Below are 23774 nucleotides of genomic sequence, written 5' to 3' on the forward strand. Positions count from 1 at the left end.
GTGCGCCCCGAGGGCAACACCCAGGCGCTGAAGCTGATGGCCCAGACGTTCGAACTGCGGCCCCACTTCGAGTGGCGCGGACTTGGTTTCATCTCCCAGAGCGCATTGAAGATCCATCACGACTACGCCGAATTCGATGCCGAGCTGAAGTTCGAGATGCCCGGCGTGCGGGTCGCCGACCCCAAGGCGTGCCAGTGCGGCGAGGTCCTCAAAGGTGTCATCAAGCCGTGGGAGTGCAAGGTGTTCGGGACGGCGTGCACGCCCGAGACGCCGATCGGCACGTGCATGGTCTCGCCCGAAGGCGCCTGCGCCGCGTACTACAACTTCGGCAGGCTGCATCGGGAAACGGCTCTGCTGCTCGGTCAGCGCGGCTAGCTGCGTTTTCAGCCGCCCGATCCCGGGTAACCCATGTCACAGTCGCCGCAGCCCATACGGCGGCTGTGAGGAGTAGTCATGAGCAGCCCACAAGACCGCTTCGCTGGAGAACCTGCACCAGGTTCACGAGACACCGGATCAGATAAGCCGTCAGGTGGCGAAGATCGACCATCGGGCGAGTACAAGGGCGACGAATCCGTGCCCACGCTCAGCGACCCGGACAAGAAGCCCGAATTTGACACCAGTTTCACCAACGAGCCGCCACGCGACGTCGAGTCAGAGGTACCGCCCTACGAGGGACGGAAGACCGAAGCCGACGCTGGCTTCACCGAGTCCCAGGGCGCCAAGACCGGCGGCGCGACCGGGCCTACCGCGGACGCCGAACCCAAGTCGCCGAAGCCCGGCGCGGGCGGCTCGACCAAATCACCGGCCGACGAACAGCCGGCTTCGCGAGGATCGGAGTCGGACACCGACGACGACATGGTGGGTCCCGGACACGTTTCCGGTGCCGGCCGCGCGGAAGACAAGCGCTAGCCGCGCCGAATCACCACTGGTCACGCGGGACGTCGAAGTCGGCGCACAGCGCCCGCCAAACGTCGCGGGGCGCGACACCGTCCTCGATGGCCTGCGCGGCGGTGCGCCCGCCGAAGTCGGTCAGCACGTGATCGACGAGCAGCGATCGCCCGCGCACCGGGCCGAACTGGCCCTCGACGAGTTCATTGAATTCGGTCAACCGCACACAGCCCAAGCTACGCCGACGGCGCGAGCGCTTCGTGGCACACCGTTACCGGATCGGCGACCCCGCTGACGCTCTCTCCGGCACGGCGGGCCGCGTCGGCGTAGCTCGGTGACGACAGCACCTCGACGACCGCAGCCGTCAACGTCGCGGCGTCCAGCGGGCGTACTAGTTGCGCACTGCCTTGTCGCACAAGGCGATTGGCGATCTCCCACTGATCGCCGCCACCGGGCACCACCACCATCGGCACGCCCGCCAGCAGCGTCTTGGTCACCATGCCGTGCCCGCCGCCGCAGATCACCAGGTCGGCGTGCGACAGCAGTTTGTCTTGTCGACCGCGCCCCATCACCGCCCACGGCGGCACCGCGACCTCGCGCCCCCATAGCCGCGACACGACCACCCGAGCGCCGTCGGGCAAGCCATCACCGGGGGTCAGGCATTCCAACGCCACATCGATCAATCCGACTGCCCCGGTAAAAGCCGTTGACGGTGCGACGATGACCAACGGCCCCGCGCCGGGCGGTACTTCAAGCTCGGCGTCGGTGGGTTCGAAAAGCAACGGACCGACGACGACGGCCTCGGACGGCCAGTCGGGACGCGGTACCTCCAGGGCGGGCAGTGTCGCGATCAGGCGGCGCAGCGGATCCACACCAACTGGTGGCAGCCCGACCGACACCCGCGCCACCGCCCGCTGTCGCTGTCCGGCCCGCAGCGCGCGCGCTGTCAGTGCCCGCATCACGGTGTCGCGCAACCGGCCGCGCACCCCCACCCCGGGCGCCAGCCCGCTGCCGATCGGCGGCAAACCCTTCGACGGGAGGTAGAGCGGATGTGGGTTCAACTCCACCCACGGCAGGCCGATCATTTCGGCGGCAAGCCCGCCGGCGGCAGTGATCACATCGGACACCACCAGATCCAAAGCCAGTTCCTCGAGGCGCCGTGCGTTTAGCACCGCCATCCGCGCGGCGCGCTGGTGGATCTTGGCCCCTGCGTCGCTGTCATCGTCCAGGGGACCAGGTCTGAGGCCGTCCAGTTCGATAGCGTCGACGCCGGCCGTACGGGCGAAGTCCAGTACCTCCACCCCGGTCAGCAGGGTCGGCTCGTCGCCGGCGGCCAAGAACTTCAGGCACAGTGCGATCGCGGGGAACGAGTGCCCCGGATCCGGTCCGGCGACCACGGCGACGCGCACGCGCCTACCCTGCCACAGCGCCCGCCACTAGGCTGCCAACCATGACCGAACAGACTTCTTCAGTGAACTCGACTCTCGACAACACGCGCACGGTCGAGACTTTCCTGTATGCGCTGCAGGACCAGGACTTCGATAGAGCCCAAGGTGTCGTCGCCGACAACCTGGTATGGGAGAACGCCGGGTGGCCGACCATGCGGGGCGGTCGCCGAGTGATCAATATCTTCAGGTCGATGGCGGGCCGCGGCGGCTTCGAGGTCAAGATCCACCGCATCGCCGCCGAGGGCACCGCCGTACTCACCGAACGCACCGACGCGCTGGTGTTCGGCCCGATAAGAGTGCACTTCTGGGTGTGCGGCGCGTTCGAGGTGCACGCCGGCCGGATCACGCACTGGCGCGACTATTTCGACGTTTACGACTTCCTCAAGGGGACGCTGCGCGGGATCGCCGGGGCCGTCATCCCGTCGCTGCGCCCGACGATGTAACGCTATGCGCGGCGCAGCTGGCCGAGTTCGTCGAACGCCTGCGCCCACCCGGTCAACCGATCGGTGGCGCTGACCAGCTCGTCGCGGTAGCGCTGCTGTGACATCGGCGAGCTCGACATCGGCCCGTTGTTAGCGGCGGACACCAATTGCGCTGCCGCAGTGACCATATCGTTGTACTGCCGGACGCCGTGGTCTAGCTGGGTGGTGAACGCGCTGATCGTCGGCGCCAGGTGAGCACGCGATTGCGGGGCATTGTTGATCGCCCGCTCCATCGACATCACTTCACCGGCCGTCGCCGCCATGGTCGCGGCGGTCTGGTTGGCAACCGTGATGAGCTCACGGAGTTCGGCTGCGGGCAGCATCCGGCCCCGCTCCATCACACTGATCAGGGAGAACAGCCCGCGCTCGGAAGCGGCCAGCGCGGCCATCGGTTGCCGGGCGGCCGATCCCCATGGTGGCAGCCGCCGGGTGGCCCGCGACCGCTGCGGCGGCAGCGGCGATGCCCGCAGCCAGCGATAACGCAGGAACGACAGTGTCGCGAGAAACGCCGCACCGACAGCGATTGGCGCGGGGATGAACAGCGCCCACACCGGCGTGCTCCACGAGGCCAGCAGGGCGGTCACCCCAACCCAGAACACGCAGGACACCCCAAAGAACAGGCCTAGCCGCAGCGCCCATTTGCGCTTACGCAGTTGCTTGGCGCGTGGATCGGCTGCCGCACCGAGCTTTTGGGCCAGTACGTCAGAGAGTTCGGCGGCGGTGTCGATACCGCGCTGCAGCAGCGAACGCCAGGCCTCCGGTCTGCTTGCGTTAGAGCGCGATTTCACTGCCATTCCACGAGAACTACTGACCGATCGGCTTTTCCGGGGCCGCTTCCGGCTTCGCCGCCGCCGGCGGCGTCGGGGTGGCCGATGGCGCCGACGCGCCCCCAGAAGGCAGAGCCTCACCACGCATCGAGGCCCGGATCTGCTCGAGCCGCGAATGCCCGGCCATCTGCACGCTGGCCTGTTGCACTTCTAACATGCGGCCCTGCACCGAGTTCTGCGCGAGCTCGGCCGAACCCATCGCATTCGCGTAGCGGCGTTCGATCTTCTGACGTACCTCGTCGAGGCTCGGGGTGTTACCCGGGGCCGCCACTTCGCTCATCGACCGCAGCGACGCGCTCACCTGCTCCTGCATCTTGGCCTGCTCGAGCTGGCTGAGCAGCTTGGTGCGCTCGGAGATCTTCTGCTGCAGCATCATCGCGTTCTGCTCGACGGCCTTCTTGGCCTGGCCCGCGGCCTGCAACGCCTGGTCGTGCAGACCCTTGAGGTCCTCGACGCTCTGCTCGGCGGTCACCAGCTGCGCGGCGAACGCTTCGGCGGCGTTGTTGTACTCGGTTGCCTTGGCCGCGTCGGTGCCCGCGGTGGCCTGATCGGCCAGCGTCAACGCCTGACGGACGTTGACCTGCAGCTTCTCGATGTCGGCGAGCTGGCGGTTGAGCCGCATCTCCAGCTGGCGCTGATTGCCGATGACCTGGGCCGCCTGCTGCGTCAACGCCTGGTGCTGGCGCTGTGCCTCCTCGATGGCCTGCTGGATCTGCACCTTCGGGTCGGCGTACTCGTCGACCTTCGAGCTGAACAGCGCCATCAGGTAGCGCCACGCCTTGACGAACGGATTGGCCATGGGTTCACTCCGTCTTCGTGTCTGGAACTGCTTCCGTCTACCTCTACTGCCAACCTATCGGCCAGCGATGAGCTAGGCCACCGCCATGGACACGATCTGCGCAGGGATGACGACCTTCGTGGTGGGGTCGATATTGGCCGCACTGACCGTTTCGCGGACCATCGCGTCGCGCTCCGCGTGCGCCATGTCCTCGCCGGCGTCGGACAACACCCGCGACAGCGGGACGTCCAGGGCGCCGCAGATGGCGCTGAGCAGTTCGCTCGACGCTTCCTTGCGGCCGCGTTCGACCTCGGACAGGTAGCCCAGGCTGACCCGGGCAGCATCGGACACCTCGCGCAGGGTACGGCCCTGGGAGATGCGGGCACGACGCAGCACGTCGCCAATCACCTCGCGCAGCAATGTCGCCATCGTGCTCTCCTTAACTCGGGTGGCTTGGTACTAGCAGAACGCCGGTGACCGCCGGGGGGTTCCCGGCTGGGCGGTCCGGGTCAAAGATCACAATCTCGTCAGCCACCAGCGGGTCGTGCCCGCGAATCCCTGATCGCCGAGACGACGTAATCGACGCCGGTCAGCACCGTCAGCACGATCGCGGCGGACATCACGACCCACGCGCCGGTCAGCCACGGCACGGACAGCGGCAGCACAAACAGGCCGATGGCCACCGCCTGGACGAGCGCCTTGAGTTTGCCGCCGCGGCTGGCCGGGATGACCCCGTGGCGCAACACCACGAACCGCAGCACGGTGATGCCGATCTCGCGCACCATGATCAGCACGGTGACCCACCACGGCAGGTCACCGAGCATAGACAGGCCGATCAGCGCGGCGCCGATGAGCGTCTTGTCTGCTATTGGATCGGCCAGCCGGCCGAAGTCGGTTTCGATTCCGTAGCTGCGGGCCAGCGCGCCGTCAAACCGGTCGGTGATCACCGCGACCGCGAAGATCACGAAAGCGACAATGCGCCAAAAGGTTTCGTGGCCATCACCCACGAACAGCGCGGCCAGGAACACCGGAACCAACACCAGCCGCAACACGGTGAGCCCGTTTGCGATGTTCGCAACCTTGGCGCGGGGAATCACCGGATCGACGTGAGATTGGCCCGACACCGCAACAGGATATCGGTTGCTCAAACCGATACTCTCGCACCTGTGAGCGCCGCGCCGGATAACTCCTCGCCCGATGGGCTCGTGGTGCGGCGCGCTCGCACCTCGGACGTGCCCGCGATCAAGGCGCTCGTCGACGCCTACACGCCCAAGATCCTGCTGGAGAAGAACCTGGTGACGCTGTACGAGGCGGTCCAGGAGTTCTGGGTCGCCGAGGTGGACGGCGAGCTCATCGGCTGCGGCGCCCTGCATGTGTTGTGGTCGGACCTCGGCGAGGTTCGCACTGTCGCGGTGCACCCGAAGGTGAAGGGCCAGGGCGTCGGGCGCGTCATCGTCGACCGGTTGCTGGATGTGGCCCGGGAACTGCACCTGGAGCGGATCTTCGTGCTGACCTTCGAGACCGAGTTCTTCAGCGGGCATGGCTTCACCGAGATCGAGGGCACGCCGGTCACCGCGGAGGTCTACGAGGAGATGTGCCGCTCGTACGACACCGGCGTCGCCGAGTTCCTCGATCTGAGCTACGTCAAGCCCAACATTCTGGGCAATGCGCGAATGTTGTTGATGCTCAAATAGCTTCGTCGCCATCGATGCCATCCGCGCCCCGGATGGACGCAATCGTGTGGGCCAACTCGTCGGGCTTGGCCAGCACGTCGCGCGCCTTGGAACCCTCACTGGGCCCGACGATTCCGCGGGTCTCCATCAGGTCCATCAACCGGCCCGCCTTGGCGAAGCCCACCCGCAGCTTGCGCTGCAGCATTGACGTGGACCCGAACTGGCTGGACACCACCAGCTCCACGGCCTGCAGGAAGACGTCCATGTCGTCGCCGATATCCGGGTCGACGTCGGTGCGCTCGCTGGTGGTCTTGGCGGTGGTGACGCCCTCGGTGTACTCGGGTTCGGCCTGGTCCTTGCAGGCGTTGACGACCGCATGGATCTCGTCGTCGGTGATGAACGCGCCCTGCAGGCGGATCGGCTTGTTGGCGCCCATCGGGATGAACAGCCCGTCGCCCATGCCGATCAGCTTCTCGGCGCCCTGCTGGTCCAGGATCACCCGGCTGTCGGTCAGCGACGACGTCGCGAACGACAGTCGGGACGGGACGTTGGTCTTGATCAGGCCGGTGACCACGTCGACCGATGGCCGCTGGGTGGCCAGCACCAGGTGGATGCCGGCGGCGCGGGCCTTTTGGGTAATCCGAACGACGGCATCCTCGACGTCGCGGGGCGACGTCATCATCAAGTCGGCCAACTCGTCGACGATCGCCACCACATAGGGATACGGGCGGTACTCGCGCTGGCTGCCCAGCGGAGTGGTGATCTCGCCGGAGCGCACCTTCCTGTTGAAGTCGTCGATGTGCCGGACTCGGGACGCCTGCATGTCCTGGTAGCGCTGCTCCATCTCCTCGACCAGCCAGGCCAACGCCGCGGCGGCCTTCTTCGGCTGGGTGACGATCGGCGTGATCAGGTGCGGAATGCCTTCATACGGCGTCAGTTCCACCATCTTCGGGTCGATCAGGATCATCCTGACTTCTTCCGGGGTGGCCCGGGCCAGTAGCGAGACCAGCATCGCGTTGATGAAACTGGATTTGCCGGAGCCGGTCGACCCGGCGACCAGCAGGTGCGGCATCTTCGAGAGATTCCACGAGATGTACTCGCCCTCAATGTCCTTGCCCAACGCGACTACCAGTGGATGGTGATCGCCGCGGGTGGACGGGTCGGTGAGCACGTCGGCCAGCCGCACCATCTCCCGGTCCACGTTGGGCACCTCGATGCCTACGGCGGACTTGCCGGGGATCGGCGCCAGCATCCGCACGCTTTCGGTGGCCACCGCATAGGCGATATTCTTCTGCAGCTGGGTGATCTTCTCCACCTTGACGCCGGGCCCGAGTTCCACTTCGTAGCGGGTGACGGTCGGTCCGCGCGTGCAGCCGGTCACCGCGGCGTCGACCTTGAACTGCTGCAGCACCTCTGTGATCGCCTCGGCGATGCGGTCGTTGGCCGAACTGCGGCGCTTCGGCGGGTCGCCGGCCTTCAGCAGGTCCATCGACGGCAGCGTGTACGGACCTTCGACGACGCGATCGGTTACCTGCCGTTTGGCGGCCGCCTTCTTGCGCCGCGATGCCCGGGTGGGCTCCGGAATGGTCGGCGCCTCTTCGTCGAGCGGGTAGTTGTCGTAGGGCGTGCCGGCGGGCCACGCCTGGGCTTCGTCGTCGCCGTAGGCCGACGGGCCGTCGTAGTAGCCGTCCGAGAAGTCCTCCGCCGACGGGTCCGAATGCTCCTGGCCCTCGTCGAGTTCGCCGGAGAACTCGTCGGCTCGGTACAGCGGCCGGGTGCCGAACATCGACCGCACGGTGGCGGGCACCTCGCGGATGGTCGTGCCGGTCACCAGCAGGAAGCCGAACAGCACGCCGATGAACAGCAGCGGGGCGGCGATCCACTGGGTAAGCCCCTCCGAAAGCGGGCCGCCGATGGCGAAACCGAGGAAGCCGGCGGCGTGCTCACGACCGGGCGGGGTGTCCGGCGATCCGGACCACAAGTGCCATAGCCCCAGTGCGGGCAGCGCGATCATCGTCGCGCCGAGGATCAGCCGCGGCCGGTCGTCCGGATCGGGCTCGGAGCGCATCACCGTGACCGCGATAACGACGAGCGCAATCGGCAACAGCAGCACGGCAGAGCCGATCAGCACCCGCAGGAAGGTGTCGATCCATTCGCCGACCGGCCGGGCAGCACCGAACCACGAACTCGCGACCACGACGACCGCGACACCCAGCAGCGCCAAGGCAATCCCGTCGCGGCGGAGGCCGGGGTCGATGTCGCGGGCCCGACCCACCGAGCGGGCCGTCGATCCGGCGCCCCTGGCCAGCAGCAACCAGCCGGCACGGGCACCGCGGCCGATGGCCAGCCCGGTCGCCGGGAGGCGCGAGGGGGTGCGGCGTTTGGCCGGCTTCCGACGGGGTGACTGTCGGGTCGGCCGGGAGCCGGCCTTTGACCTGCTGGTACGGCTACCGGATCGGGCGGCGGTCTTACTGGGCATGATCGCAAGCCTAATCGCAAATGCCCCATATTCACCATCTGCCACACGGGTCACAGTTAGGTATCCAAAATGAAACCGGTTGGTGGCTGAGTAGGGTGGGCAGTCGTCCAGCCGCACACATCGAGGAGCTCATCGTCCATGGCCGTTGTCGTCGTCGCCACCATGACCGCCAAACCCGAGTCGGTGGACACCGTGCGCGCCGCCTGCAAGCAGGCCATCGAGGCGGTGCACCAGGAACCGGGCTGCGAGCTCTATGCGTTGCACGAGACCGACGGGTGGTTCGTGTTCGTCGAGCAGTGGGCCGACGCCGATGCGCTGAAGACGCACAGCACGGCGCCCGCCGTTGCGACGCTGTTCGGCACGGTGGGCGAGCATCTGGACGGCGCACCGGACATCAAGATGCTGCAGCCCGTCGTTGCCGGCGATCCCACCAAGGGCCGGCTGCGCTTTTGATGGCTGGGCTGCAGGGCAAGGTCGCGTTCATCACCGGCGCCGCGCGCGGTCAAGGTCGCGCGGAGGCGGTCAGGCTCGCCTCTGACGGAGCCAGCATCATCGCGATCGACATCTGTGACCAGATCGCGTCGGTGCCCTACCCGATGGCCACAGCCGACGATCTGGCCGCAACGGTCAAACTCGTCGAGGACACCGGCGCGCGGATTGTGGCGCGGGAGGCCGACGTTCGCGATCGCGACTCGCTGAGCGCCGCGCTGCAGGCCGGGCTGGACGAGTTCGGCCGGCTCGACATCGTCATCGCCAACGCCGGCATCGCCCCGATGCAGTCGGGCGGAGACGGCTGGCGCGACGTCGTCGATGTCAATCTCACCGGCGTGCACCACACCGTCGATGTCGCGATACCGGCCATGCTCGAACACGGCGACGGCGGGGCGATCGTGCTGACAAGTTCGGCCGCCGGCCTGGTCGGCATCGGCGGCGACGACCCCGGCTCGCTCGGCTACACGGCGGCCAAGCACGGGGTTGTCGGCTTGATGCGGGCATACGCCAACCATCTTGCGCCGCACCGCATCCGGGTCAACTCCATCCACCCGGCCGCCGTGAACACGCCGATGATCCACAACGAGTTCACCAGGCAGTGGCTGGAACGGGTCACCCGGGAGACCGAGGCACCGGTGGACTTCGGCATGGCGCTGCCCGTGCAGGCCGTCGATGCCGAGGACATCGCCGCGGCGGTGGCGTGGCTGGTGTCCGATGAAGCCTGGTACATCACCGGAGTGACGTTGCCCGTCGACGCGGGCTACGCCAACAAGCGCTGATGGCGCGCAATCCGGCGGCCCGAACCGCTATCGGCCCGATGGTTTTGGCGGCCGTCGAGCAGAACGAGCCACCAGACCGCCGTCTCGTCCAGGACGACCTCGCGTTTTCCTTCCTACCGGCGACACTGCGCGCGCTGGTGCGCACCACCCGGCTGCCGGCGGTGCGCCGAATGATGGTCGCCGGCTTTGAGCGTTCCGGACCCGGACTGTGGTCAAACATCGCCTGCCGCAAACGATTTATCGACGAGAAGCTTGACGAATCCCTTGCCGAGATCGACGCCGTCGTGATCCTTGGCGCGGGGCTGGACACCCGGCCCTATCGCCTGGCTCACCGGACCGACATCCCGGTGTACGAGGTCGACCTGCCGAAGAACATCGCACGCAAGAAGAAGACCGTGCGGCGGGCGCTGGGCGGACAGCCGCCGTCGGTCCGGTTGGTGCCGGTCGACTTCGAGCGCGACGACCTCGCTGCCGAGCTTGCCAAGCAGGATTACCGCACCGATTACCGCACCTTTTTCATCTGGGAAGGCGTGACGCAATACCTGACCCCCGACGCGGTGCGAGCGACATTCGAGTTCCTTCGCGGCGCAGCCCCATCGAGTCGTCTGGTGTTGACGTATGTTCGGAAGGATTTCATCGACGGCGAGAACATGTATGGCGCGGAGTCGGTGTATCGCAAGTTCCGTAAGAGGCGGCAGTTGTGGCACTTCGGCCTGCGACCCGACGAAGTGTCGGAGTTCGTCGCCGAGTACGGCTGGCAACTTCTTCAAAACGCCGGACCCGATTACCTGGGCGAGCATTACATCCAGCCTGCGGGACGCGACCTCACCGCATCTCAGGTCGAGTGGTCGGCCTTCGCGGAAAAGGAATGAATTCGTCGCCCGGGCTTGCCAACCCGTCGCCGAAATGGGATTCCCTGTCCGCGTCCGGGTGTTGCAACACAGCCACCGCCGCCACCACCACCGCCATTCCGCAACCCGGGGGTCACGCCGACCTTCCAGCCCGGTCCGGTCGGCCCGGTCGGTTAGTTCGGCGCCACAACCCAGATCTCGATGACCGTCGGTACGATCATGGGCTCATGCGGATCAATTCGGCGGCGAAGCCCGCGCCGAATCAGTTAGACGGGCGTCGCGCGGTTCAGCGGCCCGTCGTGATCGGGTCCCACACCCGCGAGAAGCCGAAATCTGGAAAGTCGTTGATATTTCGAGTCGCGAACTCATCGACACCGTGGTGGCGCAATGTCAATGCCAGACGCGCATCGAACAAGCGCCGGCGAGCAATTCCGGGCGTGGCCGCCAGCACCCACACATCGTTCATCACTGGGGCGTTCTCGATGAGCGCCCACCGGCGGTTACCACGAAACGTCTGACAGACCTCCGCCGCCTCGGGGGCGTCGAGCGGTCGCGTCACGACCGCGGGATTCCGGAGTAATTGATACAGCTCCACTAGCACGAGCTCACAGATTGCGACGTCGTCGCGGTCGGCGCAGCCCACGAGGAAGGCGACCGCAGCATCGTGTTCGGGGCAATCCTGATTCTGGGCATACAGCAGCACGTTTGTATCGATCGACAGCATCGCGCGACTCACGCCTCGTTGGCGAGCTCGCGCCACGCGTCGTCGGATACGCGAAACGGACCGAGCCGACGCGGCGTCGGCGGCTGCCAGGTGTCGGCAACCGCGTCCCGCCTCGGGTAGACCCGCACCATGTGCTCCAGCCCGCGACGAACGACCTCGGCAAGTGTCATCTCGTGCTCCTCCGCGACGCGCTTCGCGTCCCGGTAAAGCTCATCCGGCAACTGAACCTGCGTCCGAATCATACATCAAATATACATCTACATCTGAAAGACATCTGGGTCGTGTGCGGCCAGCTCGCCGTCCACCGCGCCGCAGGCCCACAGCGGGCCACCGCCAGGAAGTCGGCAACCGCGCGGGATTCCTCCGGACGACTCACCCACGGAGTCACCGTCGACCCCCTCTCACCCACACCGAGGCCGACCTCGGATTAGCGTATCCACCCCGTCCCCGGACTGCATGGGTTTAGGCCGGCGCCGCGCATCTTGAGCAAATCGACAGCCGGCCGCGCGGCCGCGAAATTGTAGGGAAACCCTGATGCGGCCGCCGACCCCGCATCGATAGAGTCATCAAACAGAAGTCGTGGCTTCCGCCCGACGCGGGGATCGGCGCCCAAGGCCATTTCGGTCGACACGAGGAGTTGACATGGCATCCCTGCTACATCTGCGTCGCATTGTGCCCGCAGCCCTACTCGCGGCGACGGCCGTGCTCGGCGGCAGTGCGGTCGGAGATACCGCAACCGCCTGCGCAGCACCCAACACCGGTGGGCGAGAGTGGGATGTCAAGGCGTACGACACGTGCATGCGCGACATCCTCGTCAACCGGGATCCGAATAAGAGCTTCAGGGACGAACATAAGCGATGCTGCAGCGAATCCGGCGGCGACTGGGATGCCAGCACGAACAACTGCGTCGCTCCGGCCGCCGCGCCAGCACCGGCGGAACCCACACTGCCAGGAGTCGCTCCACGCCCTGGGGTGGCCACGCAGCCGCCGCGTCCTCCGCCCGATCCCGGACCGGCGGCACCACCCCCAAACGTGATCGGCCCTGGCTGATCATCCTCGCCGAAACAGAAGCCAGGGCGGTGCAAGTGGCACGGTAACGACCGGGAATTCTGTTTCGGCGGAGGCACGTCGGCAAACGCTCTAAGACTGCCGATTCTCCCACCCACGGGATCGGCGCCAGGCTGTATGGGACCCCGACCGGGCAGGGATGGGGAACTTGCGGCGCGCCACCCGCCGTGGCGGCCGACACGCCAACCGCGCCGCCGCCCACCAAGCCTACGGCGGGCCGCCTCCTCCGAAGATTCCACCGACGCCGGCGCCGTTCGTTCCCGTCGGCTAGATCTCGATGATCGTCGGCACGATCATCGGCTGTCGGCGGTAGGTCTCCCCCACCCACTTGCCGACGATGCGACGCACGGCCTGGGCGATCCGGCCCGGCTCGGTAACTTGATCGCCGGCAAGGATTTCCAGCTCTTCTCCCACCTTGAGCGCGACCGGCTCCAGCGCCTTCGGGTCCTCGGAGAACCCGCGCGAATAAAGATGCGCCGGCGCCGCGGCGCGCCCGGTGCCGCGGTGCACGACGACGGTCACCGCGACGAAACCCGAAGAGAGGGTGAGCCGTTCGCCCAGCGTGGCGTCGCCGACGTCGCCGGTGACCAGTCCGTCGACGAACATCTTGCCGGTCGGCACCGCGCCGGCGATCGACGCCTTGCCGGCCACCAGATCGACGCTGACGCCGTTCTCGGCCAGCATGATCGAATCCGGCGACACCCCCGCCCGGGTCGCCAGCGCGGCATTGGCCCGCAGCATCCGCCACGTTCCGTGCACCGGCATGACATTGCGCGGCCGCACGCCGTTGTACAGGAACAGCAGTTCGCCCGCGTACGCGTGACCCGAAACATGTATTCGCACTTGCGCGTTGGTGACGACGCGAACCCCGATCTTGGCCAGCGCGTCCAATACGCCGAAGATCGCTTCCTCGTTGCCCGGGATCTGCGATGACGACATGACGATGAGATCGCCCGACGTCAGCGTGATGCTTCGATGCTCACCGCGCGACATCCGCGACAGCGCGGCCATCGGCTCACCCTGCGTTCCGGTGGTGACAAGCACGACGCGCTCGGGCGCCATCATCTCCGCTGCGCCGATGTCGATGACGTCGTCGTCGTCGACCGTGAGGTAGCCGAGCTCCTTGGCGATCCCCATATTGCGTACCATCGACCGGCCCACGAACGACACCTTGCGGCCAAGCGCCACCGATGCGTCGATAATCTGTTGCACGCGAGCAACATTGGAGGCGAAGCAGGCGACGATAACTCGCCCTTCGGCGCCGCGGATCAGCCGATGCATGTTCGGCCCGATCTCGCTCTCCGACGGACCCACGCCGGGGATCTCGGAGTTCGTCGAGTCGCACAGGAACAAGTCCACCCCCGCGTCCCCGAGTCGGGACATGCCGGGCAGGTCGGTGGGCTTGCCGTCGGGCGGCGACTGGTCGAGCTTGATATCACCGGTATGCAGCACAGTGCCCGCGCCCGTGTGTATCGCGATGGCCAGGCAGCCCGGAATCGAATGGTTGACCGCGAAGTACTCACATTCGAACCCGCCGTGAATCGAGCTCTGGCCCTCGGCGACCTCCTCGAACGTCGGCTTGAGGCGGTGCTCACGGCACTTCTCGGCGACCAGCGCCAGCGTGAACTTCGATCCGACCAGTGGAATGTCGGGCCGAAGCTTCAACAGGAACGGAATGGCACCGACGTGGTCCTCGTGCGCATGGGTCAGCACGAGTGCCTCGACGTCATCGAGACGGTCCTCGATGTGGCGCAGGTCGGGCAGGATCAGGTCGACGCCGGGCTCGTCGTGGCCGGGGAAGAGTACGCCGCAGTCGACGATCAGCAACCGGCCGAGATGCTCGAAAACGGTCATGTTGCGGCCGATTTCGCTGATGCCGCCCAGCGCGGTGACCCGCAATCCGCCGGGCGCCAGCGGTCCCGGGGGCGCGAGTTCTTCGTTCACCGCAGTACCGCGGCTGCCCGCATGTCGGCGGCCAGCGCCTCGGCCTGTTCCGCGGTCGCCGGCACCTGCGGCAGCCGCGGATCGCCGACCTCGATGCCCTGCAGCCGCAGCCCGGCCTTGGCCATCGTGACACCGCCCAGCCGGGACTGGGCGGCTCCCAGCGGGGCGAGGTTGACGTTGATCTTGCGCGCGGTGGCAATGTCGCCAGAAGTAAACGCCGACAACATGTCTCGTAGCTGGCTCGCGGCCAGATGGCCCCAGACGCTGACGAAACCAACCGCGCCCATCGCCAGCCAGGGCAGGTTCAGGGCATCGTCACCCGAGTAGTAGGCGAGGCCGGTTTCGGCGATGATCCGGCCGCCGCCGTACAGGTCGCCCTTGGCATCCTTGATGCCGACGATGTTCGGATGTGGCGCGAGCGCGCGGATGGTGTCCCATTCGATCGGGATGCTCGACCGCGGCGGGATGTCATAGAGCAGGATCGGCAGTGATACCGCATCGGCGATCGCGGTGAAGTGTGCCACCAGCCCCGCCTGCGAAGGCCGCGAGTAATACGGGGTGACGACCAGAAGCCCGTGTGCGCCTTCGGCTTCGCACGCTTTCGCCAGGTGAACGCTGTGAGCCGTGTCGTACGTACCAGCACCGGCGACGACGCGGGCGCGATCACCGACCGCCTCGAGCACCGCACGCAGAAGCGCGATTTTCTCGTCGTCAGTGGTGGTCGGCGATTCACCCGTGGTGCCGGATAGCACCAGGCCGTCGCAACCGGCGTCCACGAGGTGCGTGGCCAGCCGTGCAGCGGCCGCGGTGTCCAGCGACCCGTCGCGCGCAAACGGCGTCACCATGGCGGTCAACACGGTGCCCAGCCGGGCTTTCACGTCGAATCCGCTGGCACTCACGACCATGAAGGTTACTCGCTTACGTCAGGCTTCCGTCGCCAACGGCGACGTTGCCACTTCGGTGCCGTCGGCCAGCGTCGCGATCTCGAAGTCGGCGAACACCTGCGGGGCGACGTCGACGAGTTCGCGCAGGCACGCGATCGCCAGGCGGCGGATCTCCACATCGGCGTGTTCACTGGCCCGCATCGCGATGAAGTGCCGCCAGGCGCGGTAGTTGCCGGTCACGACGATGCGGGTTTCGGTCGCGTTGGGCAGCACCGCGCGGGCCGCCTGGCGAGCCTGCTTGCGACGCAGCGCGGCGTTGGGCTGATCGGCGAACTTGGCCTCCAGCCGGGCCAGCAGCTCGGTGTACGTGGCACGGCTGGCATCGGCGGCCGCGGTGAAGATCGCCTGCAGTTCGGGGTCGTCCTCCATACCCGGCGGCACCACGACCTCCGAGTCGTGCTCGGGCACGTATCGCTGCGAGAGCTGCGAGTACGAGAAGTGGCGGTGGCGGATCAGCTCGTGGGTGCAGGACCGGGATATGCCGGTGATGTAGAACGACACCGATGCGTGCTCGAGCACCGAGAAGTGCCCGACGTCGATGATGTGCCGCAGGTACCCGGCGTTGGTCGCGGTCCGCGGATTGGGCTTCGACCAGCTCTGGTAACAGGCGCGACCGGCGAATTCCACCAGCGCCGGCCCGCCGTCGGCGTCGGTGCTCCACGGCACGTCCGGCGGGGCCAAGAACTCCGTCCTGGCGATCAACTGCACGCGCAGCGGCGTGGTCTCGGCCACGCGGCTCACCATAACGTGACACCCTTTCCCACACGATGTTAGTCGCCTAACATGTTAGTAACTAACACCGATAGGAGTGCAGCGTGGATACCGATGTCATCGTGATCGGAGCGGGGCCGACGGGCCTGACATTGGCCTGCGGACTACGGGCCGCCGGCGTCACGGTGCGTGTTCTCGACAAGGCCGCGGGCCCCGCGGTGACGTCGCGTGCGCTGGGCCTGCAACCACGCGGGGTGGAGGTGCTCGACCGGATCGGGGCGCTCGGCGACCTGCCGGACCGTGCAATTCCGATCCGCGAGGTGATCGTCACGGTCGAGGGGCGCCAGCTGGCACGCCTGAAGATCGGACTGTCCATGGAGCGGCTGGGGGGACGGCCGGGGCTGGTGATGTCGCAGGCCGACATCGAAGGCGCACTGCGCGACCGACTTTCGCAACTCGGCGGAACAGTCGAGTGGGACAGCGGCGTGCAGGGACTGGAGGTGGACGCAGATCGCGTGTCCGTGCAGCTTGGCGACGCCATACGAGTCGACGCCGGATGGGTGGTCGGCGCCGACGGTGCGCACAGCGTTGTTCGCAAGGCGCTGGGCGTCGGTTTCCCCGGCGTCCCCGTTGTCGAGCGTTTCCTGCTTGCCGACGTACACGCTGAGCTCGAGCGGCCGCGCAATGCGGCCTCCGTATGGCTACGAGATAGCAAGTTGCTGGCGGCTTTTCCGCTGCCCGGCCACGATCTCTGGCGGCTGATGGCCCCAGCCCCACCGGAATTCGGCGACGAGCCACAGCAGCAAGGGATCGTCGATTTCCTCGGCACCCGGTTGGGCGCCGAGGCAGGCGGATCGATCCGCAGCGTGGAGTGGACGTCTTCGTTCCGCATCCAGCGGCGCCTGGCCGACACCTACCGGCGCGGCCAGGTGTTGCTCGCCGGCGACGCCGCGCACATCCACAGCCCGCTGGGCGGTCAGGGTATGAATACCGGAATCGGCGACGCGGAGAACCTGGCATGGAAGCTCGCCCTCGTCATCAGCGGCCGCGCCGATGACAGCCTGCTCGACACCTACCAGGCGGAGCGGCGACCGATCGCCAAGGACGTCCTGGAATCGACAACCGGCCTTACCGAAATGGTCCTGGGCGGCAACCGAATTGCCCGGTTCGTGCGCGATCAAGTCGCCGTGCCTCTGATGAACCGCGACTGGGTGCAACGCCTGATTGCTAAGAAGGCGTCGCAGCTACAGGTTTCCTACCGGGATGGACCGCTTGGCGCCGGGCGCTGGCGTCTGCTGCCCGGGCTCCGGCCCGGCGATCGCGTTCCCGACCCCGACGGTATATACGACTCGCTGGCGCCGGCGTGGGCACTGCTCGGGCCGGAATCTCTGGCGGAGACCGCCCGCCGGCGGCTCGGTGACGTCGTCACGATCCGCGGCGACGGCGACGCGATGTTGGTCCGCCCCGACGGGCACCTCGCGTGGCGCGGCTCCGAAGTCGCAGGCCTGCACGCGTGGCTGGACACGGCACTCGGCAAGCGAGCGGAGGCTTTGACGCCGTGACCGACGATGACTGGCGCGCGCGAAAGAAGGCGGCGACCAAACTCGCGATCCAGGAACAGGCGCTGCGACTGTTCGTCGAGAAGGGTTACGACGCAACCACTGTCGACGAGATCGCCGCTGCGGCAGGTGTGTCGCACATGACCTTCTTCCGATACTTCCCGCGCAAAGAGGCAGTCGTCGAGTACGACGAATACGACCCCCTGATCGAGGAATTGATCGCTGCACGGCCCGCGGACGAACCGCCTTTGACGGCGCTGCACAGCGCCATTCGAGTGGGGCTGGAGAACGTCCTCGAGACCGATCGTGAGGCCCTGCTCATCCGAACCCGACTGGTGCTGCGCAACCCAGTGCTGCGGGCACGAAACGTAATGGCTCAGGACGAAACCCGCGATCTGTTCGCGCGAGCACTGGCCCGCCGTGCCGGCCTACCGGAGCCCGACCTTGCTGCCACGGTCCAAGCCTCCGCGGCGCTGGGTGCGATAGGGCCGGCGATCATGGCATGGGCCGAGAGCGACGACGCCGACCTCGTCGGCGTAATTGACGAGGCGTTCGCGGCATTGGCGGTCGGCACATCATCCTCGATGTGATATGGGTGTATGGCTCCCGTGATATGGTTGACCATATGAAGACGACGGTGAACCTTCCGGATGAGCTACTTCGAGAGGCGCAGGAACTCGCCCGTCGCCAGCAGACGACGCTGCGGGAGTTGATCGAGACCGGCCTGCGCACCGTAATCAAGCAGCGATCCGCGAACTCCACATTCGTGCTCCGCGACGCCAGCGTCGAAGGTCGTGGACTTCAACCGGGTTTCCGCGGCGCAACCTGGGATCAGATGCGGGACGCGATTTATGGCGACCGTGCATGATCGCCGTTGACACGAACATCCTCGTGTACGCGCACAGGCGCGACGCCGCCTTTCACACGACTGCAGCGACCCTGCTCCAGGATCTCGCCGAAGGCCGATCAGCCTGGGCCATACCCTGGCCGTGCCTGCACGAGTTCTACTCCGTCGTCACGAATCCCAAGATCTATGATCCGCCGAGCACTCAAGACCAAGCGATAGACCAGATCGAATCGTGGCTCGAGTCACCGACTCTGCATACGCTTGGCGAGCCAGCGGAGTACTGGCATCGCCTGAAGTCTTTGCTCATCGCGGCCAAGGTTGCCGGACCATTGGTGCACGACGCGCGGATCGCTGCCCTGTGCGCACTTCACGGCGTCCGCGAGTTGTGGACCGCTGACCGCGATTTCGGGAGGTTCGGCTCCGCGGTAACCGTACGCAACCCGCTGATTGACGGACAGTATTGAGTTTGGCCATGAGACCGATTTCGGGTGGTCACCGTCGCTTGACGGCATCGGATAACTCGCTTGCCAGGTCGCCAGCCGTTCCCACGGTGACTTCCCCGAGTCCCAACCATGACGCCATCGTCTGCAGTTCAGCCGCCAGGGCATCGGCCACCCGCGACAGCTGCTGGGCCGGTTCGGCGAACGCGCCGACGACGTGCAGAGCGTCCCGCCCGCGTTCGGCCTTCAGGTCGACCCGGCCGGCCAGCTGCCCGTCGAGCAGGAACGGCCAGACGTAATAGCCGTACTGACGTTTGGCCGACGGTGTATAGATCTCGATGCGGTAGCGGAAGTTGAACACCCGCTGCACCCGTGGCCGGAAGAAGATCAACGGATCGAACGGGCACAGCAGCGCCGTCCCGCGATCCCGCCGCGGCACGATCTGGCCCGCCCGCAGATACGCCGGGGCCGTCCAGCCGTCGACCTCGACGCGTTCCACCTCTCCGCCCGCGACCAGTTTGGCGATCGCAGGCTTGACCTGCGCCGTCGACAGCCGGAAGTAGTCGCGTATGTCGGCCTCGGTGCCCACACCGAGCGCGGTGGCCGCGCGCAGCGTCAACTCCCGCACCGCCTGCGCGTCGTCGACCTCGCGGGCCAGCACGTCGGGTGGTAGCACATTCTGGGTGAGGTCGTAATGCCGGGCGAACCCGACGCGGGTTGCGGTGGTCAGCACGCCGGCGGCGAACAGCGCCTCGGTCACCCACTTGGTGTCGCTGCGGTCCCACCACGGACCCTTCGAGCCGCGGGGCTCGGCGCCCAGGTGCGCCTCGATCTGCCCGGCGGTGGACGGCCCGAGCTCGGCGATCGCGGCGACGATGTCGTCGGCCAGTTGTGGGTTCTCCTTGACGATGTGGGTGCCCCACCGACCGTGCCGGTACTGTCGCATCCGCCAGCGCAGCAGCGGCCAGTCGTCGACGGCCATCAGCGCGGCCTCATGCGCCCAGTACTCGACCAGCAGCCGCGGTGAACGCGCGCTGTGGTGCCAGGCCGCGCGATCCAGAACGTCGCGGTCGTAGTAACCGAGTCGGCTGAACACCGGCGCGTAATGCGCGCGCACCGCGACCGACACGGAGTCGAGCTGCAGAACTTGAATCCGGGAGATCAGCCGCCGCAGGTGCGCGCGGGTGACCGGGCCGCGCGGTTTCGGTTCGGCCAGCCCCTGCGCGGCGACGCCCACCCGCCGGGCCTGGGCGGCGGTGAGGCGGCTCATGCCCGGAGGTAGCTGTGAAATCGGTAGCGCAGGCCGGAACGGCTGGTCAGCCAGTCTCCGGCGGTGCCGATCCAGGTCTCGTCGAGCACCGGTGCCACCGCGTCGCCGTCTTCGCGGGGCAGGTCGATCTCGACCTCGGTGACCTCACAGCGCATCGCCGCCGGCAATGCCAGCACGTAGATCTGCTCGCCGCCGACCACCCACGTCTCCTCATCGGTGAGCACGGCCTCGAACTCGCTGAGAGTGCTCACCACCTCAGCCCCGTCCGCCATGTAGTCAGCTTGGCTGGTGACTACGACATTTCTGCGCCCCGGCAGCGGGCGCACCTTGGCTGGCAGCGACTCCCAGGTCAGCCGCCCCATCACCACCGTGTGACCGAAGGTCAGCTCCTTGAACCGGGCCTGGTCCTCGGGCAGCCGCCACGGAATGCCGCCGGCACGGCCGATCACACCGGAGGGCGACTGGGCCCAGATCAGGCCCACCGTCATAGTCATGATTCGGCCCTGCGAGCAGGCCTCATACCGCGACGGGTGCCTTGATCGCCGGGTGCGGGTCGTAGTTCTTGATGACGATGTCGTCGTAGGCGTAGTCGAAGATCGAATCACGGGGCGCCAGAAAGAGTTCCGGATACGGACGTGGCTGGCGGCTTAGCTGCTCGGTGGCCTGCGCGACATGGTTGTCGTAGATGTGGCAGTCGCCGCCGGTCCAGACGAACTCGCCGACGTCCAGCCCGGCCTGGGCGGCCATCATGTGGGTGAGCAGCGCGTAGCTGGCGATGTTGAACGGCACGCCGAGGAAGAGGTCGGCGCTGCGCTGGTAGAGCTGGCAACTCAATCGGCGATCGGCGACGTAGAACTGAAACAGCGCGTGGCATGGCGCCAGCGCCATCTGCGGGATCTCGCCGACATTCCACGCCGAGACGATGTTGCGACGCGAATCCGGGTCCTGCTTCAGCAGCTCCAGCGCGGCGCTGATCTGGTCGATGTGCTCGCCCGACGGGGTCGGCCACGACCGCCACTGCACTCCGTAGATCGGACCGAGATCGCCTGTCTCGCTGGCCCATTCGTCCCAGATGGTGACGCCATGCTCTTGCAGCCAGCGCACGTTGGAATCGCCGCGCAGGAACCAGAGCAGTTCGTAGATGACCGACTTCAGGTGCACCTTTTTGGTGGTGATCAGCGGGAAACCGGCGGCCAGGTCGTAGCGCAGCTGGCGGCCGAAGAGGCTGCGGGTGCCGGTGCCGGTCCGGTCGGATTTGGGTGTGCCCCGCTCCAGCACCACACGCAGGAGATCCTCGTAGGGCGTGGCGATCGGCACGCCGCCCAGCTTACGTCCAGACGGGTGGCGTAGAACGGAAGCCATGCCGAGCATCAGCAGAGTCCCAGCCACCGTCACCACACCCGACGGCACCTGCCCCGTCACCCTGCACACCCCCGAGGGCACCGGCCCGTGGCCGGGGGTGGTGATGTACGTCGACGCAGGTGGCGTCCGCGACACCATGCACGACATGGCCGCCAAACTGGCCGGGTATGGCTACGCCGTGCTGCTGCCCGACGTGTACTACCGGCACGGCGACTGGAAGCCGTTCGACATGGCGACGGCATTCACCGATGCCGAGGAGCGGACCCGGTTGATGTCGATGGTCGGATCGGTGACCCCCGACATGATCGCCAGCGACGCCGGGGCTTTCTTCGACTTTCTGGAACAGCGTCCCGAGGTGAGGGGATCCAAGTTCGGCGTCTGCGGCTACTGCATGGGCGGCAGGACGTCGGTGGTGGTCGCCGGGCGTCAATCCGACCGCGTCGCGGCCGCCGGCTCCTTCCACGGCGGTGGCCTGGTGACCGACGATGCGACCAGCCCGCACCTGTTGGCCGACCGGATGACGGCAACGGTGTACGTGGCGGGCGCGGAGAACGACGGCGGCTTCACCGCTGAACACGCCGAAACCCTCGGCAAGGCGCTGACCGCGGCCGATGTCGAGCACACCGTCGAGTTCTATCCCGCCGGGCACGGTTTCGCGGTGCCCGACAACCCGCCCTACGACGAGAAGGCCGCCGAACGGCATTGGGGCGCGCTGGAGCGATTGTTCGGGGCCACGCTGCGCTGACCTCGACAGACCCCGCCGTCCGTCGTGTTGACACGGTGCGCGACCATAGTCGCGTGGACGGTGAGGTCGGCAAGACCAAAGAACAGGACCAAAGCGATACCGGCTCGCGCATCGACCCGGTACTCGCCCGCAGCTGGTTGCTGGTCAATGGGGCGCAGTACGAGCGGTTTGCGCCTGCCGCGGAGTCCCGTGCCGACATCGTGGTGCTCGACATCGAGGACGCGGTCGCGCCCAAGGACAAGACCAGCGCACGCGACAAGGTGGTCCGGTGGCTGAGCGACGGCAACAGCGACTGGGTCCGGGTCAATGGGTTCGGAACCCCCTGGTGGGCCGACGACCTCGACATGCTGGGCAAGACCTCGGTCGGCGGGCTGATGCTGGCGATGGTCGAATCCGTCGACCACGTCACCGAAACCGCCAAGCGGCTGCCCAACGTGCCGATCGTCGCGCTGGTGGAAACGGCCCGCGGCCTGGAGCGCATCACCGAAATCGCCGCCGCGAAGGGCACCTTCCGGCTGGCCTTCGGCATCGGTGACTTCCGCCGCGACACCGGTTTCGGCGACAACCCGTCCACCCTCGCCTACGCGCGCTCGCGATTCACGATCGCGGCCAAGGCGGCCCACCTGCCGAGCGCCATCGACGGGCCGACGGTCGGGTCCAGTGCTCTGGTGCTCAGTGAGGCGACTGCCGTCTCCGCCGAATTTGGCATGACCGGCAAGATCTGTCTGACACCAGACCAGTGCGCCACCGTGAACGAGGGGCTTTCACCGTCCGTGGACGAGATCAGCTGGGCCAAAGAGTTTTTCGTCGAGTTCGAACGCGACGGCGGCGAGATCCGCAACGGCTCGGACCTGCCACGCATCGCCCGGGCGAACAAGATCCTCGATCTGGCCCGCGCATACGGCATCGAAGTCTCCGAGTTCGACGACGTCGACGACCCGGCCCATATCCCGGCGCCGTCGGACACCTACCACTACTGAGTGCTTGGGCCTTCCTCTTCTTCGCGTTCGTTTCTCCTAAGGAAGTGGCGCACCGCACGCAGTAATCCCCGGCCGGCGTAGATGCCCGCCACCACCGACGCGATGATCATCACGATGAACATCACCAGCCAATTCGCCCGGCTATGGCTGACGTTCCACCAGACGATCGTGAACAGCACCGCGCAGATGAAAACCACAATGTCGCGCCAGTTTCCGCGGTAGGAAAATGCGGCCAAGCGTAGCTCGCGGGTACGTTCGGTCGTCGTGATGAGGTCGTCGATACGATGGTCGATGCTCGCCTTGAGCCGGGTTTTCAGCTCGGGCTGGTTGTCCGGGATCCGCTCCAGCAGGTCCATGTCCTTGACGATCATGCCACGGACGTCGGGACCCTTGAGGTTGCCGGCGGCAACCCCCAACAGCGCGCCGCCGGCGATTGGCGCTGCGCCCAAAGCGAGTTCGGCAATACCGGGCATAGCTTCGTCT

At 66.9% G+C, this 23774-nt stretch carries 29 protein-coding genes and 1 pseudogene; 14 read left to right on the forward strand and 16 right to left on the reverse strand.

Translation table 11 applies throughout. The features are described from left to right. Positions 1–375, forward strand: a pseudogene (locus ACRDU5_RS19595) (hydrogenase formation protein HypD); the annotation flags it as partial. 198 nt (positions 376–573) lie between these two features. Further along, on the forward strand, positions 574–909 hold the full coding sequence (locus ACRDU5_RS19600) for a hypothetical protein (RefSeq protein WP_526616448.1): 336 nt from the start codon (positions 574–576) through the stop codon (positions 907–909). Between the two features lie 10 nt (positions 910–919). On the opposite strand, the gene ACRDU5_RS19605 is transcribed toward ACRDU5_RS19600, so the two are convergent. After that, positions 920–1114 (reverse strand): DUF3046 domain-containing protein, encoded by a 195-nt coding sequence (locus ACRDU5_RS19605; RefSeq protein WP_526616450.1) that lies wholly within the window; start codon positions 1112–1114, stop codon positions 920–922. A 10-nt stretch (positions 1115–1124) separates the two neighbouring features. Beyond that, on the reverse strand, positions 1125–2297 hold the full coding sequence (locus ACRDU5_RS19610; protein ID WP_526616452.1) for a glycosyltransferase: 1173 nt from the start codon (positions 2295–2297) through the stop codon (positions 1125–1127). Between the two features lie 41 nt (positions 2298–2338). Here ACRDU5_RS19610 and ACRDU5_RS19615 point away from each other — a divergent pair, with 41 nt between their 5' ends. After that, positions 2339–2779 carry a limonene-1,2-epoxide hydrolase family protein gene (locus tag ACRDU5_RS19615; RefSeq protein ID WP_526616454.1) on the forward strand — a complete coding sequence of 147 codons (441 nt, stop codon included), beginning with the start codon at positions 2339–2341 and terminating at the stop codon, positions 2777–2779. A 2-nt stretch (positions 2780–2781) separates the two neighbouring features. On the opposite strand, the gene pspM is transcribed toward ACRDU5_RS19615, so the two are convergent. The 4 genes from pspM to pgsA all read right to left on the reverse strand — a co-directional run bounded on the left by pspM (position 2782) and on the right by pgsA (position 5547). After that, the gene (pspM, locus tag ACRDU5_RS19620) at positions 2782–3612 is read right to left on the reverse strand and encodes a phage shock envelope stress response protein PspM (RefSeq protein WP_526616456.1); all 831 of its coding nucleotides are present in this window, start codon (positions 3610–3612) and stop codon (positions 2782–2784) included. A 10-nt stretch (positions 3613–3622) separates the two neighbouring features. Next, a complete protein-coding gene (gene pspA / locus ACRDU5_RS19625; protein ID WP_526616458.1) occupies positions 3623–4444 on the reverse strand; it encodes a phage shock protein PspA in 822 nt (273 codons plus the stop codon). Positions 4445–4516: 72 nt separating this feature from the next. Then, the gene (clgR, locus tag ACRDU5_RS19630) at positions 4517–4852 is read right to left on the reverse strand and encodes a transcriptional regulator ClgR (RefSeq protein WP_526616460.1); all 336 of its coding nucleotides are present in this window, start codon (positions 4850–4852) and stop codon (positions 4517–4519) included. A 98-nt stretch (positions 4853–4950) separates the two neighbouring features. Then, positions 4951–5547: a CDP-diacylglycerol--glycerol-3-phosphate 3-phosphatidyltransferase gene (gene pgsA / locus ACRDU5_RS19635; protein WP_526616462.1), complete on the reverse strand. Its 597-nt coding sequence runs from the start codon at positions 5545–5547 to the stop codon at positions 4951–4953. Between the two features lie 42 nt (positions 5548–5589). On the opposite strand from pgsA, the gene ACRDU5_RS19640 reads away from it, so the two are divergent. Then, positions 5590–6117 carry an amino-acid N-acetyltransferase gene (locus ACRDU5_RS19640; RefSeq protein WP_526616464.1) on the forward strand — a complete coding sequence of 176 codons (528 nt, stop codon included), beginning with the start codon at positions 5590–5592 and terminating at the stop codon, positions 6115–6117. On the opposite strand, the gene ACRDU5_RS19645 is transcribed toward ACRDU5_RS19640, so the two are convergent. Continuing rightward, positions 6110–8575, reverse strand: coding sequence for a DNA translocase FtsK (locus ACRDU5_RS19645; protein WP_526616465.1), 2466 nt, complete (start codon positions 8573–8575; stop codon positions 6110–6112). The genes ACRDU5_RS19640 and ACRDU5_RS19645 overlap by 8 nt on opposite strands. Positions 8576–8713: 138 nt before the next feature. On the opposite strand from ACRDU5_RS19645, the gene ACRDU5_RS19650 reads away from it, so the two are divergent. Genes ACRDU5_RS19650 through ACRDU5_RS19660 form a run of 3 tightly spaced genes read left to right on the forward strand, consistent with a single transcriptional unit; the run spans position 8714 to position 10718 of the window. Then, positions 8714–9028 carry a putative quinol monooxygenase gene (locus tag ACRDU5_RS19650; RefSeq protein ID WP_526616467.1) on the forward strand — a complete coding sequence of 105 codons (315 nt, stop codon included), beginning with the start codon at positions 8714–8716 and terminating at the stop codon, positions 9026–9028. After that, positions 9028–9846, forward strand: coding sequence for a mycofactocin-coupled SDR family oxidoreductase (locus ACRDU5_RS19655; RefSeq protein ID WP_526616468.1), 819 nt, complete (start codon positions 9028–9030; stop codon positions 9844–9846). The genes ACRDU5_RS19650 and ACRDU5_RS19655 overlap by 1 nt, the downstream gene beginning before the upstream one ends. Then, a complete protein-coding gene (locus ACRDU5_RS19660) occupies positions 9846–10718 on the forward strand; it encodes an SAM-dependent methyltransferase (RefSeq protein ID WP_526616470.1) in 873 nt (290 codons plus the stop codon). The genes ACRDU5_RS19655 and ACRDU5_RS19660 overlap by 1 nt, the downstream gene beginning before the upstream one ends. Positions 10719–10983: 265 nt before the next feature. Here the strand turns inward: ACRDU5_RS19660 and ACRDU5_RS19665 are convergent, their stop codons facing one another. After that, positions 10984–11421, reverse strand: coding sequence for a type II toxin-antitoxin system VapC family toxin (locus ACRDU5_RS19665; RefSeq protein WP_526616471.1), 438 nt, complete (start codon positions 11419–11421; stop codon positions 10984–10986). A gap of 8 nt (positions 11422–11429) precedes the next feature. Then, positions 11430–11663 (reverse strand): antitoxin, encoded by a 234-nt coding sequence (locus ACRDU5_RS19670; protein WP_526616473.1) that lies wholly within the window; start codon positions 11661–11663, stop codon positions 11430–11432. Between the two features lie 400 nt (positions 11664–12063). Here ACRDU5_RS19670 and ACRDU5_RS19675 point away from each other — a divergent pair, with 400 nt between their 5' ends. Next, on the forward strand, positions 12064–12471 hold the full coding sequence (locus ACRDU5_RS19675; protein ID WP_526616475.1) for a hypothetical protein: 408 nt from the start codon (positions 12064–12066) through the stop codon (positions 12469–12471). A gap of 285 nt (positions 12472–12756) precedes the next feature. Here ACRDU5_RS19675 and ACRDU5_RS19680 read toward each other — a convergent pair whose 3' ends face one another. The 3 genes from ACRDU5_RS19680 to thyX are packed head-to-tail and all read right to left on the reverse strand — an operon-like array spanning position 12757 to position 16109. Further along, complete coding sequence (locus tag ACRDU5_RS19680) at positions 12757–14433, reverse strand: ribonuclease J (RefSeq protein ID WP_526616477.1); 1677 nt, start codon at positions 14431–14433, stop codon at positions 12757–12759. Beyond that, the gene (dapA, locus tag ACRDU5_RS19685) at positions 14430–15332 is read right to left on the reverse strand and encodes a 4-hydroxy-tetrahydrodipicolinate synthase (protein WP_526616479.1); all 903 of its coding nucleotides are present in this window, start codon (positions 15330–15332) and stop codon (positions 14430–14432) included. The genes ACRDU5_RS19680 and dapA overlap by 4 nt, the downstream gene beginning before the upstream one ends. A gap of 24 nt (positions 15333–15356) precedes the next feature. Beyond that, the gene (thyX, locus tag ACRDU5_RS19690; protein WP_526616481.1) at positions 15357–16109 is read right to left on the reverse strand and encodes an FAD-dependent thymidylate synthase; all 753 of its coding nucleotides are present in this window, start codon (positions 16107–16109) and stop codon (positions 15357–15359) included. An 83-nt stretch (positions 16110–16192) separates the two neighbouring features. On the opposite strand from thyX, the gene ACRDU5_RS19695 reads away from it, so the two are divergent. The 4 genes from ACRDU5_RS19695 to ACRDU5_RS19710 are packed head-to-tail and all read left to right on the forward strand — an operon-like array spanning position 16193 to position 18958. Then, positions 16193–17650: an FAD-dependent oxidoreductase gene (locus ACRDU5_RS19695; RefSeq protein WP_526616483.1), complete on the forward strand. Its 1458-nt coding sequence runs from the start codon at positions 16193–16195 to the stop codon at positions 17648–17650. Beyond that, positions 17647–18237 (forward strand): acyl-CoA-like ligand-binding transcription factor, encoded by a 591-nt coding sequence (locus ACRDU5_RS19700; RefSeq protein ID WP_526616485.1) that lies wholly within the window; start codon positions 17647–17649, stop codon positions 18235–18237. Before ACRDU5_RS19695 ends, ACRDU5_RS19700 begins: the two co-directional genes overlap by 4 nt. Positions 18238–18272: 35 nt before the next feature. Next, positions 18273–18515, forward strand: coding sequence for a type II toxin-antitoxin system VapB family antitoxin (locus tag ACRDU5_RS19705; protein WP_526616487.1), 243 nt, complete (start codon positions 18273–18275; stop codon positions 18513–18515). After that, positions 18512–18958: a type II toxin-antitoxin system VapC family toxin gene (locus tag ACRDU5_RS19710; protein ID WP_526616489.1), complete on the forward strand. Its 447-nt coding sequence runs from the start codon at positions 18512–18514 to the stop codon at positions 18956–18958. The genes ACRDU5_RS19705 and ACRDU5_RS19710 overlap by 4 nt, the downstream gene beginning before the upstream one ends. A gap of 28 nt (positions 18959–18986) precedes the next feature. On the opposite strand, the gene ACRDU5_RS19715 is transcribed toward ACRDU5_RS19710, so the two are convergent. From ACRDU5_RS19715 to ACRDU5_RS19725, 3 genes are read right to left on the reverse strand one after another with little or no spacing between them, the layout of a single operon-like run. Beyond that, positions 18987–20204 (reverse strand): winged helix-turn-helix domain-containing protein, encoded by a 1218-nt coding sequence (locus ACRDU5_RS19715; protein ID WP_526616491.1) that lies wholly within the window; start codon positions 20202–20204, stop codon positions 18987–18989. Then, positions 20201–20698 carry a dihydrofolate reductase gene (locus ACRDU5_RS19720; RefSeq protein ID WP_526616492.1) on the reverse strand — a complete coding sequence of 166 codons (498 nt, stop codon included), beginning with the start codon at positions 20696–20698 and terminating at the stop codon, positions 20201–20203. Before ACRDU5_RS19720 ends, ACRDU5_RS19715 begins: the two co-directional genes overlap by 4 nt. 22 nt (positions 20699–20720) lie before the next feature. Continuing rightward, positions 20721–21521, reverse strand: coding sequence for a thymidylate synthase (locus tag ACRDU5_RS19725; protein ID WP_526616493.1), 801 nt, complete (start codon positions 21519–21521; stop codon positions 20721–20723). 43 nt (positions 21522–21564) lie between these two features. On the opposite strand from ACRDU5_RS19725, the gene ACRDU5_RS19730 reads away from it, so the two are divergent. Further along, on the forward strand, positions 21565–22311 hold the full coding sequence (locus tag ACRDU5_RS19730) for a dienelactone hydrolase family protein (protein ID WP_526616495.1): 747 nt from the start codon (positions 21565–21567) through the stop codon (positions 22309–22311). Between the two features lie 53 nt (positions 22312–22364). Next, a complete protein-coding gene (locus tag ACRDU5_RS19735; RefSeq protein WP_526616497.1) occupies positions 22365–23291 on the forward strand; it encodes an HpcH/HpaI aldolase/citrate lyase family protein in 927 nt (308 codons plus the stop codon). Here ACRDU5_RS19735 and ACRDU5_RS19740 read toward each other — a convergent pair. After that, positions 23285–23764, reverse strand: a complete 480-nt coding sequence (locus ACRDU5_RS19740) for a hypothetical protein (RefSeq protein WP_526616498.1) — start codon at positions 23762–23764, stop codon at positions 23285–23287. The two genes, ACRDU5_RS19735 and ACRDU5_RS19740, sit on opposite strands and share 7 nt — an antisense overlap. Positions 23765–23774: the final 10 nt, after the last annotated feature.

The organism is Mycobacterium sp., assembly GCF_050701515.1.
Classification (GTDB): domain Bacteria; phylum Actinomycetota; class Actinomycetes; order Mycobacteriales; family Mycobacteriaceae; genus Mycobacterium.

Coding starts and splice junctions, on each gene's coding strand:
- ACRDU5_RS19660 (WP_526616470.1), top strand. CDS start 9,846: ATGGCGCGCAATCCGGCGGCCCGAACCGCTATCGGCCCGATGGTTTTG.
- pspA (WP_526616458.1), bottom strand. CDS start 4,444: ATGGCCAATCCGTTCGTCAAGGCGTGGCGCTACCTGATGGCGCTGTTC.
- ACRDU5_RS19665 (WP_526616471.1), bottom strand. CDS start 11,421: ATGCTGTCGATCGATACAAACGTGCTGCTGTATGCCCAGAATCAGGAT.
- ACRDU5_RS19710 (WP_526616489.1), top strand. CDS start 18,512: ATGATCGCCGTTGACACGAACATCCTCGTGTACGCGCACAGGCGCGAC.
- ACRDU5_RS19720 (WP_526616492.1), bottom strand. CDS start 20,698: ATGACTATGACGGTGGGCCTGATCTGGGCCCAGTCGCCCTCCGGTGTG.
- clgR (WP_526616460.1), bottom strand. CDS start 4,852: ATGGCGACATTGCTGCGCGAGGTGATTGGCGACGTGCTGCGTCGTGCC.
- ACRDU5_RS19670 (WP_526616473.1), bottom strand. CDS start 11,663: ATGATTCGGACGCAGGTTCAGTTGCCGGATGAGCTTTACCGGGACGCG.
- ACRDU5_RS19615 (WP_526616454.1), top strand. CDS start 2,339: ATGACCGAACAGACTTCTTCAGTGAACTCGACTCTCGACAACACGCGC.
- ACRDU5_RS19655 (WP_526616468.1), top strand. CDS start 9,028: ATGGCTGGGCTGCAGGGCAAGGTCGCGTTCATCACCGGCGCCGCGCGC.
- ACRDU5_RS19645 (WP_526616465.1), bottom strand. CDS start 8,575: ATGCCCAGTAAGACCGCCGCCCGATCCGGTAGCCGTACCAGCAGGTCA.
- ACRDU5_RS19740 (WP_526616498.1), bottom strand. CDS start 23,764: ATGCCCGGTATTGCCGAACTCGCTTTGGGCGCAGCGCCAATCGCCGGC.
- ACRDU5_RS19715 (WP_526616491.1), bottom strand. CDS start 20,204: ATGAGCCGCCTCACCGCCGCCCAGGCCCGGCGGGTGGGCGTCGCCGCG.
- ACRDU5_RS19650 (WP_526616467.1), top strand. CDS start 8,714: ATGGCCGTTGTCGTCGTCGCCACCATGACCGCCAAACCCGAGTCGGTG.
- ACRDU5_RS19730 (WP_526616495.1), top strand. CDS start 21,565: ATGCCGAGCATCAGCAGAGTCCCAGCCACCGTCACCACACCCGACGGC.
- ACRDU5_RS19675 (WP_526616475.1), top strand. CDS start 12,064: ATGGCATCCCTGCTACATCTGCGTCGCATTGTGCCCGCAGCCCTACTC.
- pspM (WP_526616456.1), bottom strand. CDS start 3,612: ATGGCAGTGAAATCGCGCTCTAACGCAAGCAGACCGGAGGCCTGGCGT.
- ACRDU5_RS19705 (WP_526616487.1), top strand. CDS start 18,273: ATGAAGACGACGGTGAACCTTCCGGATGAGCTACTTCGAGAGGCGCAG.